Annotated in this window: 17 protein-coding genes; 14 read left to right on the forward strand and 3 right to left on the reverse strand. The window is 31.1% G+C overall.

The window, feature by feature from the left end; all coding sequences use genetic code 11:
• The first annotated feature begins 7 nt into the window (after positions 1–7).
• From ACI5KZ_RS03180 to hisIE, 9 genes are all read left to right on the forward strand, one after another.
• The gene (locus ACI5KZ_RS03180; RefSeq protein WP_109309960.1) at positions 8–823 is read left to right on the forward strand and encodes a prohibitin family protein; all 816 of its coding nucleotides are present in this window, start codon (positions 8–10) and stop codon (positions 821–823) included.
• Positions 824–1068: 245 nt separating this feature from the next.
• The gene (gene hisG / locus ACI5KZ_RS03185) at positions 1069–1926 is read left to right on the forward strand and encodes an ATP phosphoribosyltransferase (protein ID WP_406846872.1); all 858 of its coding nucleotides are present in this window, start codon (positions 1069–1071) and stop codon (positions 1924–1926) included.
• Positions 1923–3209 carry a histidinol dehydrogenase gene (gene hisD / locus ACI5KZ_RS03190; protein ID WP_406846873.1) on the forward strand — a complete coding sequence of 429 codons (1287 nt, stop codon included), beginning with the start codon at positions 1923–1925 and terminating at the stop codon, positions 3207–3209. Before hisG ends, hisD begins: the two co-directional genes overlap by 4 nt.
• Entirely contained in the window at positions 3206–4237 is a 1032-nt protein-coding gene (gene hisC / locus ACI5KZ_RS03195; RefSeq protein ID WP_406846874.1) for a histidinol-phosphate transaminase, read from the forward strand. The genes hisD and hisC overlap by 4 nt, the downstream gene beginning before the upstream one ends.
• The gene (gene hisB, locus ACI5KZ_RS03200; protein WP_109309964.1) at positions 4234–5367 is read left to right on the forward strand and encodes a bifunctional histidinol-phosphatase/imidazoleglycerol-phosphate dehydratase HisB; all 1134 of its coding nucleotides are present in this window, start codon (positions 4234–4236) and stop codon (positions 5365–5367) included. Before hisC ends, hisB begins: the two co-directional genes overlap by 4 nt.
• A gap of 46 nt (positions 5368–5413) precedes the next feature.
• Positions 5414–5995, forward strand: a complete 582-nt coding sequence (gene hisH, locus ACI5KZ_RS03205; protein WP_109309965.1) for an imidazole glycerol phosphate synthase subunit HisH — start codon at positions 5414–5416, stop codon at positions 5993–5995.
• Position 5996: 1 nt separating this feature from the next.
• Positions 5997–6728, forward strand: a complete 732-nt coding sequence (gene hisA, locus ACI5KZ_RS03210) for a 1-(5-phosphoribosyl)-5-[(5-phosphoribosylamino)methylideneamino]imidazole-4-carboxamide isomerase (protein ID WP_109309966.1) — start codon at positions 5997–5999, stop codon at positions 6726–6728.
• A gap of 1 nt (position 6729) precedes the next feature.
• The gene (gene hisF, locus ACI5KZ_RS03215; protein WP_109309967.1) at positions 6730–7485 is read left to right on the forward strand and encodes an imidazole glycerol phosphate synthase subunit HisF; all 756 of its coding nucleotides are present in this window, start codon (positions 6730–6732) and stop codon (positions 7483–7485) included.
• A gap of 44 nt (positions 7486–7529) precedes the next feature.
• Positions 7530–8123: a bifunctional phosphoribosyl-AMP cyclohydrolase/phosphoribosyl-ATP diphosphatase HisIE gene (gene hisIE / locus ACI5KZ_RS03220; protein ID WP_406846875.1), complete on the forward strand. Its 594-nt coding sequence runs from the start codon at positions 7530–7532 to the stop codon at positions 8121–8123.
• A 39-nt stretch (positions 8124–8162) separates the two neighbouring features.
• On the opposite strand, the gene ACI5KZ_RS03225 is transcribed toward hisIE, so the two are convergent.
• Positions 8163–8600, reverse strand: a complete 438-nt coding sequence (locus ACI5KZ_RS03225; protein WP_406846876.1) for a hypothetical protein — start codon at positions 8598–8600, stop codon at positions 8163–8165.
• Between the two features lie 96 nt (positions 8601–8696).
• Between ACI5KZ_RS03225 and ACI5KZ_RS03230 the strand changes: the two genes are divergently transcribed.
• The 5 genes from ACI5KZ_RS03230 to ACI5KZ_RS03250 all read left to right on the forward strand — a co-directional run bounded on the left by ACI5KZ_RS03230 (position 8697) and on the right by ACI5KZ_RS03250 (position 11829).
• Positions 8697–9479, forward strand: coding sequence for a tRNA pseudouridine(38-40) synthase TruA (locus ACI5KZ_RS03230; RefSeq protein ID WP_109309970.1), 783 nt, complete (start codon positions 8697–8699; stop codon positions 9477–9479).
• A gap of 165 nt (positions 9480–9644) precedes the next feature.
• The gene (locus ACI5KZ_RS03235) at positions 9645–10148 is read left to right on the forward strand and encodes a Dps family protein (RefSeq protein WP_109309971.1); all 504 of its coding nucleotides are present in this window, start codon (positions 9645–9647) and stop codon (positions 10146–10148) included.
• 131 nt (positions 10149–10279) lie between these two features.
• A complete protein-coding gene (locus ACI5KZ_RS03240; RefSeq protein ID WP_109309972.1) occupies positions 10280–10483 on the forward strand; it encodes a hypothetical protein in 204 nt (67 codons plus the stop codon).
• Between the two features lie 44 nt (positions 10484–10527).
• Entirely contained in the window at positions 10528–11076 is a 549-nt protein-coding gene (locus ACI5KZ_RS03245; RefSeq protein WP_109309973.1) for a hypothetical protein, read from the forward strand.
• 75 nt (positions 11077–11151) lie between these two features.
• Positions 11152–11829, forward strand: coding sequence for a DUF2461 domain-containing protein (locus tag ACI5KZ_RS03250; protein ID WP_109309974.1), 678 nt, complete (start codon positions 11152–11154; stop codon positions 11827–11829).
• On the opposite strand, the gene ACI5KZ_RS03255 is transcribed toward ACI5KZ_RS03250, so the two are convergent.
• Complete coding sequence (locus ACI5KZ_RS03255) at positions 11822–12268, reverse strand: GreA/GreB family elongation factor (RefSeq protein WP_109309975.1); 447 nt, start codon at positions 12266–12268, stop codon at positions 11822–11824. The genes ACI5KZ_RS03250 and ACI5KZ_RS03255 overlap by 8 nt on opposite strands.
• Positions 12269–12271: 3 nt before the next feature.
• The gene (locus ACI5KZ_RS03260) at positions 12272–12673 is read right to left on the reverse strand and encodes a glyoxalase (RefSeq protein WP_109309976.1); all 402 of its coding nucleotides are present in this window, start codon (positions 12671–12673) and stop codon (positions 12272–12274) included.
• Positions 12674–12791: the final 118 nt, after the last annotated feature.

Below are 12791 nucleotides of genomic sequence, written 5' to 3' on the forward strand. Positions count from 1 at the left end.
AAAAAACATGGAAAAATTACCAAAAATTGCTTTACCTACTATCATTATTGCTATAGTACTTGTTATTTTACTTGCTAAATCTGCTGTGACCATTGGTTCTGGAGAAGCAGGTGTTTTATATAAAACGTTCGATAATGGAGTCGTTACAGACCAACCACCTTTAGGTGAAGGATTTCATATTGTAGCACCTTGGAATAAGGTATTTATTTACGAAGTAAGACAACAAGAGATTCTAGAGAGAATGAGTGTATTATCGTCTAATGGATTAGATATTAAATTAGAAGCCTCAATTTGGTTTCAGCCAGATTTTGCTCAATTAGGAAAATTACACCAAGAAAAAAGTGAAATGTATAAAGAGCGTGTATTATTACCAGCTATTCGTTCGGCAGCAAGAAGTGTTGTAGGACGTTATACACCAGAACAGTTGTATTCAAGTAAGCGTGATGCTATTCAACAAGAAATTTTTGAAGAAACTAAAAAAATTGTCGAAGATCAATATGTTCAATTAAATGAGGTTTTAGTTAGAGATGTTACTTTACCACCAACTATTAAAGAGGCTATTGAACGTAAATTAAAACAAGAGCAAGAATCTTTAGAATATGAGTTTAGATTAGTTACAGCAGCTAAAGAAGCTCAAAAAGTAATTATTGAAGCAGAAGGTAAAGCAGAATCTAACAGAATTTTAAGCGCTTCTCTTACTGATAAAATCTTACAGGATAAAGGGATTGATGCAACCGTTAAATTATCAGAATCTCCTAACAGTAAAGTTATTGTTATTGGTTCTGGAGACTCTGGAATGCCTTTAATACTTGGGAATCAATAAAAAAAATAATATTTATTTAGGAATTGTAATTAATTATTTACAATCTTTGTACTCACAAATAAGAAACATGACTTTTATTCAATTACATCATCATCATTTTCATTCTGGCACTCAAGCGAGCTGAAAATGTATTGAATAAAATCAACATATTTAAAAACCCGTTTGAGTAAATCAAACGGGTTTTTTATTTCTTAAAAGTAGAAATTTCTTTCCAAAAGATTTACTCAAACATATTTAAACAAACAATGAGTAAATTAAAAATTGCAGTGCAAAAATCTGGTCGTCTTCATGAAGACTCCATGAAATTACTTAAAGATGTTGGTATTTCTATCGATAATGGTAGAGACCAACTAAAAGCATCAGCCAAAAACTTTCCTATTGAGGTTTTTTATTTACGAAATGGAGATATCCCACAATACTTAAGAGATGGTGTTGTAGATGCTGCCATTATTGGTGAAAATATTTTATTTGAAAAAGGAAACGATATTCCTATTACAGAAAAATTAGGCTTTTCGAACTGTAAAGTATCTCTTGCTGTTCCAAAATCTTCAACCTATAAATCGATTCAGGATTTACAAGGCAAGCGTATTGCTACTTCTTATCCCAATACGGTTAATCAGTATCTAATTAAAAATAAGATTGAAGCACAACTTCATATCATTAATGGTTCCGTAGAAATAGCGCCAAATATTGGTCTTGCTGATGCTATTGTAGATATTGTTTCAAGTGGTAGCACCTTATTTAAAAATAACTTGAAGGAAGTAGAAGTGCTATTACAGTCTGAAGCGGTTTTAGCTGTATCACCTTTAATTTCTAAAGAAAATCTAGAGATTCTAAATAAATTGAAGTTTCGCTTTCAATCGGTTTTAAAAGGAAGGCAATCTAAATATGTGCTTTTAAATGCTCCCAACGATAGAATTCAAGATATAATTAATATCCTTCCAGGAATGAAAAGCCCAACAGTTCTACCATTAGCTGAAACAGGTTGGAGTTCATTACATTCAGTCATTAACAAAAATGATTTTTGGCACATAATTGACGAATTAAAACTTCAAGGAGCTCAAGGAATTTTAGTTTGTCCAATTGAAAATATGGTTATATGAAAAAAATAATAAATCCAAGTAGAGAAGATTGGTCAACCTTATTACAAAGACCAACACAGAAAGTTGAAAACATTGAGTCTACAGTTAATCAAATTTTTGAGGATGTAAAAAAACATGGAGACACTGCCATTTCAAAATATACAGAACTCTTTGATGGAGCTGTTTTAGAGTCCAATATGGTAATTAAAGAAGAGTTTGAAAAAGCTTCAGAATTAGTTTCAAACGACTTAAAAGAAGCTATTTCAATAGCAAAAACAAATATTGAAAAATTTCACCAAGCTCAAAAAACAGATAATGTAGAAGTGGAAACATCAAAAGGGGTTATTTGTTGGCAAGAACAAAGACCTATAGAAAAAATTGGTTTGTATGTTCCTGGAGGAACAGCTCCTTTGTTTTCAACGGTTTTAATGCTAGCCATTCCTGCTCAAATTGCAGGCTGCAAAGAAATAATATTGTGCTCTCCTCCAAATCAAAAAGGCAATATTGCAAACGAGATTTTGTATGCTGCACAACTTTGCGGTATCACTAAAATATTTAAAGTTGGAGGTATTCAAGCTATAGCTGGTTTGACTTTTGGAACAGAAACCATGCCTCAGGTTTATAAAATATTTGGACCAGGAAATCAATTTGTAACAGTGGCTAAACAGTTAGCTACAAAATTCGGAGTAGCCATCGATATGCCAGCTGGACCAAGTGAGTTATTGGTAGTTGCAGATAGTACAGCTAATGCAAGCTATGTAGCATCAGATTTGTTAAGTCAAGCTGAACATGGTGCAGACAGTCAGGTTATTTTAGTGTCTTCTTCAAGAAAACTGATTAAGAACGTTGAGCTTGAAATTAAGATGCAAATCAAGGAATTACCAAGGAAAGAGATTGCAGAGAAAGCATTATCCAATTCAAAATTAATTTATATGGAAAAGGATGCAGATGCCTTGAATTTAATAAACGGTTATGGACCAGAACATTTTATTATTTGTACTGAAAATGAGGATTATTTTATAGACAATATTATAAATGCAGGTTCGGTCTTTATTGGTAATTACACACCGGAAAGTGCAGGAGATTATGCATCTGGCACCAATCATACCTTGCCAACTAATGGCTTTAGTAAAGCGTATTCTGGCGTAAATTTAGATAGCTTTACTAAGAATATCACCTTTCAAAAGATATCAAAGGTAGGTTTAAAAAACATTGGCAAAACAATCGAATTAATGGCTGAAGCAGAAGGTTTACAAGCTCATAAAAACGCGGTTTCAATAAGATTAAAAGACTTGATATCATGAAGATTTTAGAACTAGTAAGAAATAACGTAAAAGAATTGAACCCTTATGCATCTGCAAGAGATGAATATCAGGATAGTTCAAACAACATGCTGTTTTTAGACGCCAATGAGAATCCGTTTGATAATGGTGTGAACCGTTATCCAGATCCTCAGCAACTTCAAGTAAAATCTAAACTCTCAAAAATTAAAAACCTCTCTACTAATAACATGCTTTTAGGGAATGGAAGTGATGAAATACTCGATTTAATATTTCGCGTTTTTTGCGAGCCAAATAAAGATAAGGTTATAACCTTACCACCAACTTATGGTATGTATCAAGTGTTAGCGAATATTAATGCTGTTGAAGTTGTAGAAGTGCCTTTATCTAACACTTTTCAGCCTCAAATAGACAAAATTTTAGAGGTCACAAATGCAAAAATTTTGTTTTTATGCTCACCAAATAATCCGACTGGTAATTGTTTTGCAGTTTCTGATGTTGAAAAATTACTTGAAAATTTTCAAGGAATTGTCGTTTTAGATGAAGCCTATATAGATTTTTCGGAACAGAAAAGCTGGTTAAATAAGTTAGATGATTTCCCAAACCTAATCATTACACAAACCTTTTCAAAGGCTTATGGTCTGGCTGGAATTAGATTGGGAATTGGTTACGCATCAACAGAAATTATTTCAGTGTTGAATAAAATAAAACCACCTTATAATGTGAATAGTTTGACACAACAGTCGGTTTTAGATAGATTAATAAATAGAAAAGAAGTAGCTTTTGAAATTCAACAAATCAAAGCTGAAAGAGAGAATCTAATTATAGAATTACAGACCATTTCCTTTATATCTAAAATCTATCATTCAGATGCTAATTTCTTACTTGTTAAAGTAGACGATGCAAATTTTAGGTATCAACAATTCATAGAAAAAGGCATTGTAATTCGCAATAGAACCAATCAGTTAGGTTGTAAAAACTGTTTGCGTTTAACCGTAGGAACTAAAGCCGAAAACACAAGATTAATAAACACTTTAAAAGCCATACAATGAAGAAAGTACTTTTTATAGATAGAGATGGAACACTAATAAAAGAAACACCAGATGAGCAAATAGATGCATTCGATAAAGTAGAGTTTTACCCAAATGTATTTCAATATTTAAGTAGGATAACCAAAGAGTTGGATTTTGAAATAGTTATGGTTACCAATCAAGATGGTTTAGGAACAAACACATTTCCCGAAAACACGTTTTGGCCAGTTCATAATTTTATCATTAAAACATTTCAAGCTGAAGGTATCGAGTTTAAAGAGCAATTTATTGATAAAACATTTGCTAGTGAGAATGCTCCAACTAGAAAGCCAAATACAGGTTTATTAACTCAATATTTTTCTGAAGATTATGATTTAAAAAACTCATACGTTATAGGAGATCGATTAACTGATATTGAATTAGCAAAAAACTTAGGTTCTAAGAGCATTTTTATTAATGACAATACCAACCTAGGAACAAATGAAATTACCGTTAAACGCGAAGAGTTAAATAGTATTATTGCTTTAGAAACCAACGATTGGAAAAAGATTTATACCTTTTTAAAAGCAGAAGTAAGAACAGGTTCAATTGAAAGATACACTAATGAAACTAAGATTAAAATCAATTTAAACCTAGATGGAACAGGACAAAGTAACATAGAAACTGGTATTGCTTTTTTCGATCATATGTTAGATCAAATAGCTAGACACGGACAATTAGATTTGGTTATTAAAGTTGTTGGTGATTTAGAAGTGGATGAACACCATACCATAGAAGACACAGCGATTGCCTTAGGTGAACTTTTTGCAACGACATTAGGAGATAAATTAGGTATAGAACGATATGGGTTTTGTTTACCAATGGACGATTGTTTAGCACAAGTAGCTATAGATTTTGGTGGTAGAAACTGGTTGGTTTGGGATGCGGAATTTAATCGCGAAATGATAGGAAAAATGCCAACTGAAATGTTTATGCACTTTTTTAAATCCTTCACCGATGGAGCAAAATGCAATCTAAATATAAAAGCAGAAGGAACAAACGAACACCATAAAATCGAAGCTATTTTTAAAGCTTTTGCAAAAGCTATTAAAATGGCTGTTAAACGAGATGTAGATAATATGATCTTACCAACAACAAAAGGTATATTATAAATTAAAAAAAGATGCCTCTCTGAGGCTATCGAAGCGTTTTAAAAATATGAAAGTAGTCATTATAGATTATGGAGCAGGAAATATTAAAAGTATTCAGTTTGCATTTAAGAGACTTAATATAGATGCCATATTAACTAATAATCCAAAAGAAATTTTAGAAGCAGATAAAGTTGTTTTCCCTGGTGTTGGTGAAGCAAAAAGTGCTATGGATATGTTGAAAGAAAGTGGTTTAGATATTATTATACCAAAGCTAAAACAGCCCGTTTTGGGTATTTGTTTGGGCATGCAATTACTTTGTAATGAAACTGAAGAAGGTAGTACAAGAGGCTTAGGAGTCTTTAATGTTTCTGTAAAACGGTTTTCAAATCAGGTAAAAGTGCCACAAATAGGATGGAATACTATCAATAATTTAAAATCTAAGCTTTTTAATGGTATTTCTGAAAATGAATATATGTATCTTGTACATAGTTATTATGTCGAAAACTGCAAAGAAACCATAGCTACAACTAATTATAGCCAAATCTATTCATCAGCTTTACAAAAAGACAATTTTTTTGGTGTTCAATTTCACCCAGAAAAGAGTAGTTATGTAGGGGAACAATTATTAAAGAATTTTTTAGAATTATAATATGAGAATCATACCAGCAATAGATATTATAGATGGAAAGTGTGTAAGACTTACAAAAGGGGATTATAACACAAAAAAAATATACAACGAAAACCCACTTGAAGTGGCCAAACAATTTGAAGCTGCAGGCATTGAATACTTGCATTTAGTAGATTTAGATGGCGCAAAGGCTAAACAAATAATAAATTATAAAGTGTTAGAGCAAATAGCCTCTAAAACAAAATTAAAAATTGATTTTGGAGGTGGAATTCGTGCAAATGAAGATCTGCATATCGCTTTTAATTCTGGTGCTAAACAGATAACAGGAGGAAGTATTGCTGTTAAAAACTCTAAAGTTTTTGAAGGTTGGCTTGAGAAATACGGTGGTACAAAAATTATTCTTGGTGCAGACTGTAGAAATGAAAAAATTGCCATTAGTGGCTGGCAAGAAGAAAGTTCTTTAGAGGTCATTCCATTTATAAAGAATTATCAAAAAAAAAGTATTCAATATGTTATTTGCACAGATATTTCAAAAGACGGCATGCTTGAAGGCCCTTCAATCGAGTTATATAAAAACATTATAGATTCTTGTTCTAATAGCAATGGCCAATCCGTTAAATTAATTGCTTCAGGTGGTATTTCTAGTATAGATGACATTAATTTACTAGAAGATATTGGTTGCGAAGCTGTTATTATTGGTAAAGCTTTGTATGAAGGAAATATTAAACTAAAGGATTTAGAAACTCATTTTTAACATGCTTACAAAACGAATTATCCCGTGTTTGGATATTAAAAACGGGCGCACTGTAAAAGGTGTCAACTTTATAGATTTAAAAGATGCAGGAGATCCAATAGAATTAGCTAAGAGGTATGCAGATAATGGTGCAGACGAATTAGTTTTTTTAGATATCTCGGCAACATTGGAAGGAAGGAAAACGATGTTAGATATGGTTTTAAAAGTGGCTGAACAAGTAAATATTCCATTTACGGTTGGTGGAGGCATTTCTTCTATAGAAGATGTTGAGGCTCTTTTAAAATGTGGAGCAGATAAGATTTCTGTAAATTCATCAGCTGTTAAACGCCCAGATTTAATTAACGAATTATCAAAAAGGTTTGGCAGTCAGTGTATCGTGGTTGCCATAGATGCTAAACAGATTGATGGACAATGGAAAGTGTATCTTGCAGGTGGAACCATTCCAACAGAATTGGATTTATTATGTTGGGCAAAAGAAGTTGAAATGCGTGGAGCTGGAGAGATCTTATTCACTTCTATGGATCATGATGGCACTAAAGATGGATTTGCAAATACAGTCTTAAAGAAACTTTCAGAAGAATTGAATATTCCAATTATTGCTTCTGGTGGAGCTGGAAGTATACAGCATTTTTCAGATACTTTTCAACTAGGGAAAGCAGATGCTGCATTGGCAGCAAGTGTTTTTCATTTTGGTGAAATAGAAATTATAGATTTAAAAAGAGAGTTAAAAAAACAGAGAATTCCTGTGCGACTTTAAGTTGTTTTGCTGAATTTATTCAGCCACACATAAGCATTATAAAAATGAATATAGATTACGATAAACATAACGGACTCGTTCCAGCTATTATCCAAGATAACACAACAAACAATGTGTTAATGTTGGGTTATATGAATGAGGAAGCACTCAATAAAACATTAGAAACAAAACTTGTAACATTTTTCAGCCGAACAAAGCAACGCATATGGACCAAAGGTGAAGAAAGTGGTCATGTATTAAATCTAGTGTCTATTAAATTAGATTGTGATAGCGATACACTATTAATAAAAGTAAATCCAAAAGGACCAACCTGTCATAAAGGATCCGATACCTGTTGGAATGATAATAACACTCAAAATTTCGGATTTCTATCAGATTTAGAAACTGTCATTGAAAACAGAAAAAATAATGCTTCAGAAGACACATCTTATGTTGCTTCATTATTTTCAAAGGGCATTAATAAAATAGCACAAAAAGTAGGAGAGGAGGCCGTAGAAGTTGTTATTGAAGCTAAAGACAGCAATGACGATTTATTCTTAAATGAAAGCGCCGATCTACTGTTTCATTACTTAATTCTCTTACAAGCCAAAGGTTTTAAGCTTCAGGATATTGTTAATATTTTAAAAGAAAGGCATTAGAAAAACATCTAACACCTTTTCATTCTTTAAAAAATAAGTTTATGAAATCCAGTTTTTTGAAATACATTTATTAGAAAAACCAATAAGATAAAAACCAATAATTATAATCATTACAGGCATAATCATTCCTCCAGGACCATATACATCCATAGCTTCACTAATGAAAAAATTATAAATCATTTGTACAACAATTCCTAATAATGATATAACATAGAGTGTTTTTGCTAATTTTTTTCTAAGTAATAATGCAATGGATGCAATAGAACCACCAAAAACAGCAATGGCAAAAGCAGCAGTTGCCCAAGCAGGATAATTGGCATATAAGGCTTGTTCGGCTTCAGGTAAAGATGCTAAGTCAGCATCTGTCATATAGGCTTGTCCAATATAAGCCATAACTCCCATAAGGTTCCAAATAAGTGCAACAACACCTACTATCCAAAACCAAAGAGGTGGCTTGTTTGTTGAAATGTTAGTCATAAGTTAGTATGTTTTAATGGTTAATATAATTACAAGGTATAAAAAATTTGGCAGTTACTTAAAATGACTTATTTTTCAACATTCAAATAAAGAGTTGTGTTTAATAAAAAATATTTCTACGTTTTAAAAGTTCAATATTTAGGTTATCGTTTTCATGGTTGGCAAAAGCAGCCTAATATAAAAACGGTTCACTTAATGATAGACAGAACCTTAAACTATATATTTGAGGGCAAACGATTTAAAACGTTAGGCTCAGGGAGAACAGATGCTATGGTTTCTGCTCAGGAAGCCGCTTTCGAGCTTTTTGTATATGAGCCTTTAGATGATTTAGATGAGTTTTTAGCATTGTTTAATCATAATTTGCCACAGGATATTCGAGCTCTTTCTGTGAGGCAAGTAGATGAAAGTTTTAATATTATTAATCATGCAAAAGTTAAAGAATACCTGTATGTCTTTGCTCATGGAAATAAATTTCATCCGTTTTGTGCTCCTATTATGACTACCATTTTGGAACCCTTGGATATTGAATTAATGAAAAAAGGGGCCAAACTATTTGAGGGTTTTCATAATTTTAAAACGTATTGCTATAAAGCGACAGAAAATGGCATCTTCGATAGAGAGATACTTACCTGTGAAATTGTAGAAAATACTATTTTTACTGCTAATTTTTTTCCAGAAACATCCTTTTTACTTCGTGTACGAGGACAAGGTTTTATGAGAAATCAAATTAGATTAATGATGGGGGCTTTAATTAAATTAGGAAGAGGAGATCTTACTTTAGAATACATAAAAGACTCTTTAAGTCCTGAAAGCATAGAGGTTATGGATTATATAGCTCCTGCTTCAGGCTTGATTTTAAATAAAGTTGACTTCGAATAAATCGATTATATTTCTAGTTTCATAATTTTTTTAACACTTCAAATCTAATTTAACTTAATTTAAGTTAATCAAAACTTATAACCGTTAAACCCTGTTAAACCACTTGACTTTCTGTATTCAAACCTTAGTTTGTTTGGTATATAAACCAATAAAACAAGATAGATTATGAGTTATTTGAATATGCAAGATGAAAAATTATTACCAGTTGTGGTAGAGCTAAATACGTTATTAGCAGATTATCAAGTTTACTATCAAAACCTAAGAAGCAACCATTGGAATATATTAGGAAAAAGCTTCTTCAATTTACACATTAAATTTGAGGAGCTTTATACAGATGCAAGAGAGAAAATTGATGATATAGCCGAACGTATTTTAACACTTAGATATCACCCTATGAGTAAGTTTAGCGATTATTTAAAAGTTTCCTCAATCGAAGAAGCTTCAGCTTTACAAACTGATAAAGAAATGGTTATGGAAACTTTAAAAGATCATAAAATACTTTTAAAACAAATGAATGTCGTTATCGAAAAAGCAAATGCAGTTTCAGATGAAGGAACAGTCGATTTAATAGGCGCATATATTAGAGAGTTAGAAAAATCCAGCTGGATGTTAGATGCTTGGAACAAAGAAACAACAGATTCACTTAAGGATCATATTATTGAAGCATAGTATAAAATGTTTTAAATATCTATTAGAGTTAAGATGCATTTCATTTAAGCTAAACATTATAAGCATTTAGTGTCATATTTGTTGTAGAAGTTTGATAATCAAGTTTTGTATGAACCATTAAAAATTAAATCATGAAAAGAATACTATTAATATTTGCTCTTTTATTTTCCTTTTCAACTGTATTTACTAGTTGTAGAGATGAAAAAAAGGCAGACGAACAAATTGAAGAAACAATGGATGAAGTAGGAGATGACGTTGAAGATGCAGCTGAAGATGTTGGTGACGCAGTCGAAGATGCTGCAGACGATGTTGAAGATGCATTTGACGGCAATTAATACTTAATCTCAATTAATTTATTAACCTTTAAAAACAAACAAAAATGAAAAATTTAATATATATAGTTATGTTTTTAGTTCCAACTGTCTTTTTTGCGCAGGAGAAACCTAAAAATGTATCTGAAGAAACAACCACAAAAACCATAACAGTAGATGATGGTAGAGAAGTGGTAGAGAAAAAAGTAAAAGTTACAACTAAAGAAGAACAAGAAATCAAATTGGCTGAAGATGATAAAAATAAAGTGAACCAAGAGATTGTTGCTTCACCTTCAAAAGTAACTCAAACTGTTGAAGTTGATAACGATATGGATCCAATGTACGATTCTAAAACACAATCGGTGTATTATAGCTATAATGATGAGAATTTTGTTTTCAAAAGAAATAAAGATGGTTTTGTAGTTTCAGAAATTGGAACCGATGTTCAAACAGATTATGGACATGTCTTAAATACAAGTAGAAATAATAATTATGTTTTTACCTCAAGCGATTATAATGGTGTTGGATATTTTGATGCCAATAATAATTTTATAGTAGAGTATTACGATGTTAATAGTAAATCTGTTATTAAAAAAACATTTACAATAGCTAAATAAGCTTTTTGAAATTCAATTTAAAAGTCCTGCTAATTAGCAGGACTTTTTTGTACTTTTAACTTAAATACATCAATCATGAAACCAACTATCTCTAAAGACATTTTCGATTTTTTAAACAAACTAGAAAGAAATAATAATCGCGATTGGTTTAATAATCATAAAAACGAGTTTAAAGAGGTAGAAAAACAATCAAAAACTTTCTACAATCAAGTCTTAGATGCTTTAAGAGTCCACGATGACATAGACAAACTTAAAGTTTTTAGAATTTATAGGGATGTTCGTTTTTCTAAAAACAAACTCCCATATAAAACACATTTTGGAGGTTCTTTTCATAGAAAAAAACCAGAATTAAGAGGTGGCTACTATTTGCATTTAGCACCTAACAATCAATCTTTTATAGCAACTGGTTTTTGGGAACCTAACAAAGATGATTTATTTAGAATACGAAAAGAATTTGAAATGGACGATTCCGAAATTAGAAAAATTATTACTAATAAAACCTTTAAAAATATCTGGGGAGATTTTGTTGGTGACGAATTAAAAACGGCTCCAAGAGATTTTGATAAAGAGCATCCTGCCATTGATTTAATTAGAAAAAAACAATACATTTTCACAAAAAAATATTCTGATAAGGAGGTTTTATCAGATGATTTCTTTGAAGATATTATTAGGTCTTTCAAAGCTGTTCGACCTTATTTTAATTATATGAGCGATGTACTTACAACCAATTTAAATGGTGAATCTATTATTTAATTTCTGTAACAGTAAATGTGTTATTATTAAAACTTACAGTATCTCCAACAGACTTACCTTTTAATAATTGTCCAATAGGTGAGTGTTGAGAAATACCGAAATAGGTGTCATTTTCTATCTCAATTTTTCCAACGCTTATTGAAATAAAGTATGTATTGGAAGTTGTTTTAACCAAGCTACCTAAAACCACATTGGTATTTGCTATTTTAGAATTAATGAGTTTTAAAGTGTCTAACATTTTTGATGCGTCACTTAAATACTGTGCATGTAATTCTAAATCGTTAAAAAGTTTTCCGTTACCAGAATCATCTCCTTCGTCATTGCTCTTGTCGTTATTTTCAATAGACTCTTTAATAGTTTCTATTTCATCTTTATAACTTGCAATGCGTTTGTTTACATAGCTATAACAGGCTTGTAACAAGTGTTCTTTCAAATTCATATCTTAAACAAAGATAGAATGAAAAACTTGAATATTACTAATTAATTTTTCCTTAACTAGGTGCATCATGCGTTTATTTAAAGCTGAAGAATTAGTTATGTAACATTGATATTCTTCAACTGTAAATTGACCAATGACCATACCCTTTAAAGAGTTTCTAAATTTCATGTCTTTATGAATGGCATTTTCTATGTAATCTATTTGTTTTTCTATAGATAAGTCTAAGAATACATTTTTATGTTTGTTTACATAATTTTTAAACACTTCAATAAACAAGTCGTTTTGAAGTTTAATAATAGGTCTTAGAGTTGCATTTTGAAAGCGTTCGTCATCGCTCATAGAATCGGAAAATAATGTTGAGGATAATTGTGGGCGACATTCTAAAAGGTCTGTAGATCTGTTCATTTTTAGTAAGTTTTTTTAAACTTACAAATTATGTGTTCTAAATTGGGGAAGGCTCTTAATCAATATTAACAGGGTTATTAACAAATAGATTAATTAAATATTTGTATTGATACAAAAG

It is taken from the genome of Xanthomarina sp. GH4-25, from assembly GCF_045363175.1.
Taxonomy (GTDB): Bacteria; Bacteroidota; Bacteroidia; order Flavobacteriales; family Flavobacteriaceae; genus Xanthomarina.

Bases quoted from the DNA above. Each gene is read 5' to 3' on its own strand.
- hisH (WP_109309965.1), top strand. From the start codon at position 5,414: ATGAAAGTAGTCATTATAGATTATGGAGCAGGAAATATTAAAAGTATT.
- ACI5KZ_RS03250 (WP_109309974.1), top strand. From the start codon at position 11,152: ATGAAACCAACTATCTCTAAAGACATTTTCGATTTTTTAAACAAACTA.
- ACI5KZ_RS03240 (WP_109309972.1), top strand. From the start codon at position 10,280: ATGAAAAGAATACTATTAATATTTGCTCTTTTATTTTCCTTTTCAACT.
- hisG (WP_406846872.1), top strand. From the start codon at position 1,069: ATGAGTAAATTAAAAATTGCAGTGCAAAAATCTGGTCGTCTTCATGAA.
- ACI5KZ_RS03225 (WP_406846876.1), bottom strand. From the start codon at position 8,600: ATGACTAACATTTCAACAAACAAGCCACCTCTTTGGTTTTGGATAGTA.
- hisB (WP_109309964.1), top strand. From the start codon at position 4,234: ATGAAGAAAGTACTTTTTATAGATAGAGATGGAACACTAATAAAAGAA.
- hisD (WP_406846873.1), top strand. From the start codon at position 1,923: ATGAAAAAAATAATAAATCCAAGTAGAGAAGATTGGTCAACCTTATTA.
- hisC (WP_406846874.1), top strand. From the start codon at position 3,206: ATGAAGATTTTAGAACTAGTAAGAAATAACGTAAAAGAATTGAACCCT.
- ACI5KZ_RS03260 (WP_109309976.1), bottom strand. From the start codon at position 12,673: ATGAACAGATCTACAGACCTTTTAGAATGTCGCCCACAATTATCCTCA.
- ACI5KZ_RS03235 (WP_109309971.1), top strand. From the start codon at position 9,645: ATGAGTTATTTGAATATGCAAGATGAAAAATTATTACCAGTTGTGGTA.
- ACI5KZ_RS03245 (WP_109309973.1), top strand. From the start codon at position 10,528: ATGAAAAATTTAATATATATAGTTATGTTTTTAGTTCCAACTGTCTTT.
- ACI5KZ_RS03255 (WP_109309975.1), bottom strand. From the start codon at position 12,268: ATGAATTTGAAAGAACACTTGTTACAAGCCTGTTATAGCTATGTAAAC.
- hisIE (WP_406846875.1), top strand. From the start codon at position 7,530: ATGAATATAGATTACGATAAACATAACGGACTCGTTCCAGCTATTATC.
- hisF (WP_109309967.1), top strand. From the start codon at position 6,730: ATGCTTACAAAACGAATTATCCCGTGTTTGGATATTAAAAACGGGCGC.
- ACI5KZ_RS03180 (WP_109309960.1), top strand. From the start codon at position 8: ATGGAAAAATTACCAAAAATTGCTTTACCTACTATCATTATTGCTATA.
- hisA (WP_109309966.1), top strand. From the start codon at position 5,997: ATGAGAATCATACCAGCAATAGATATTATAGATGGAAAGTGTGTAAGA.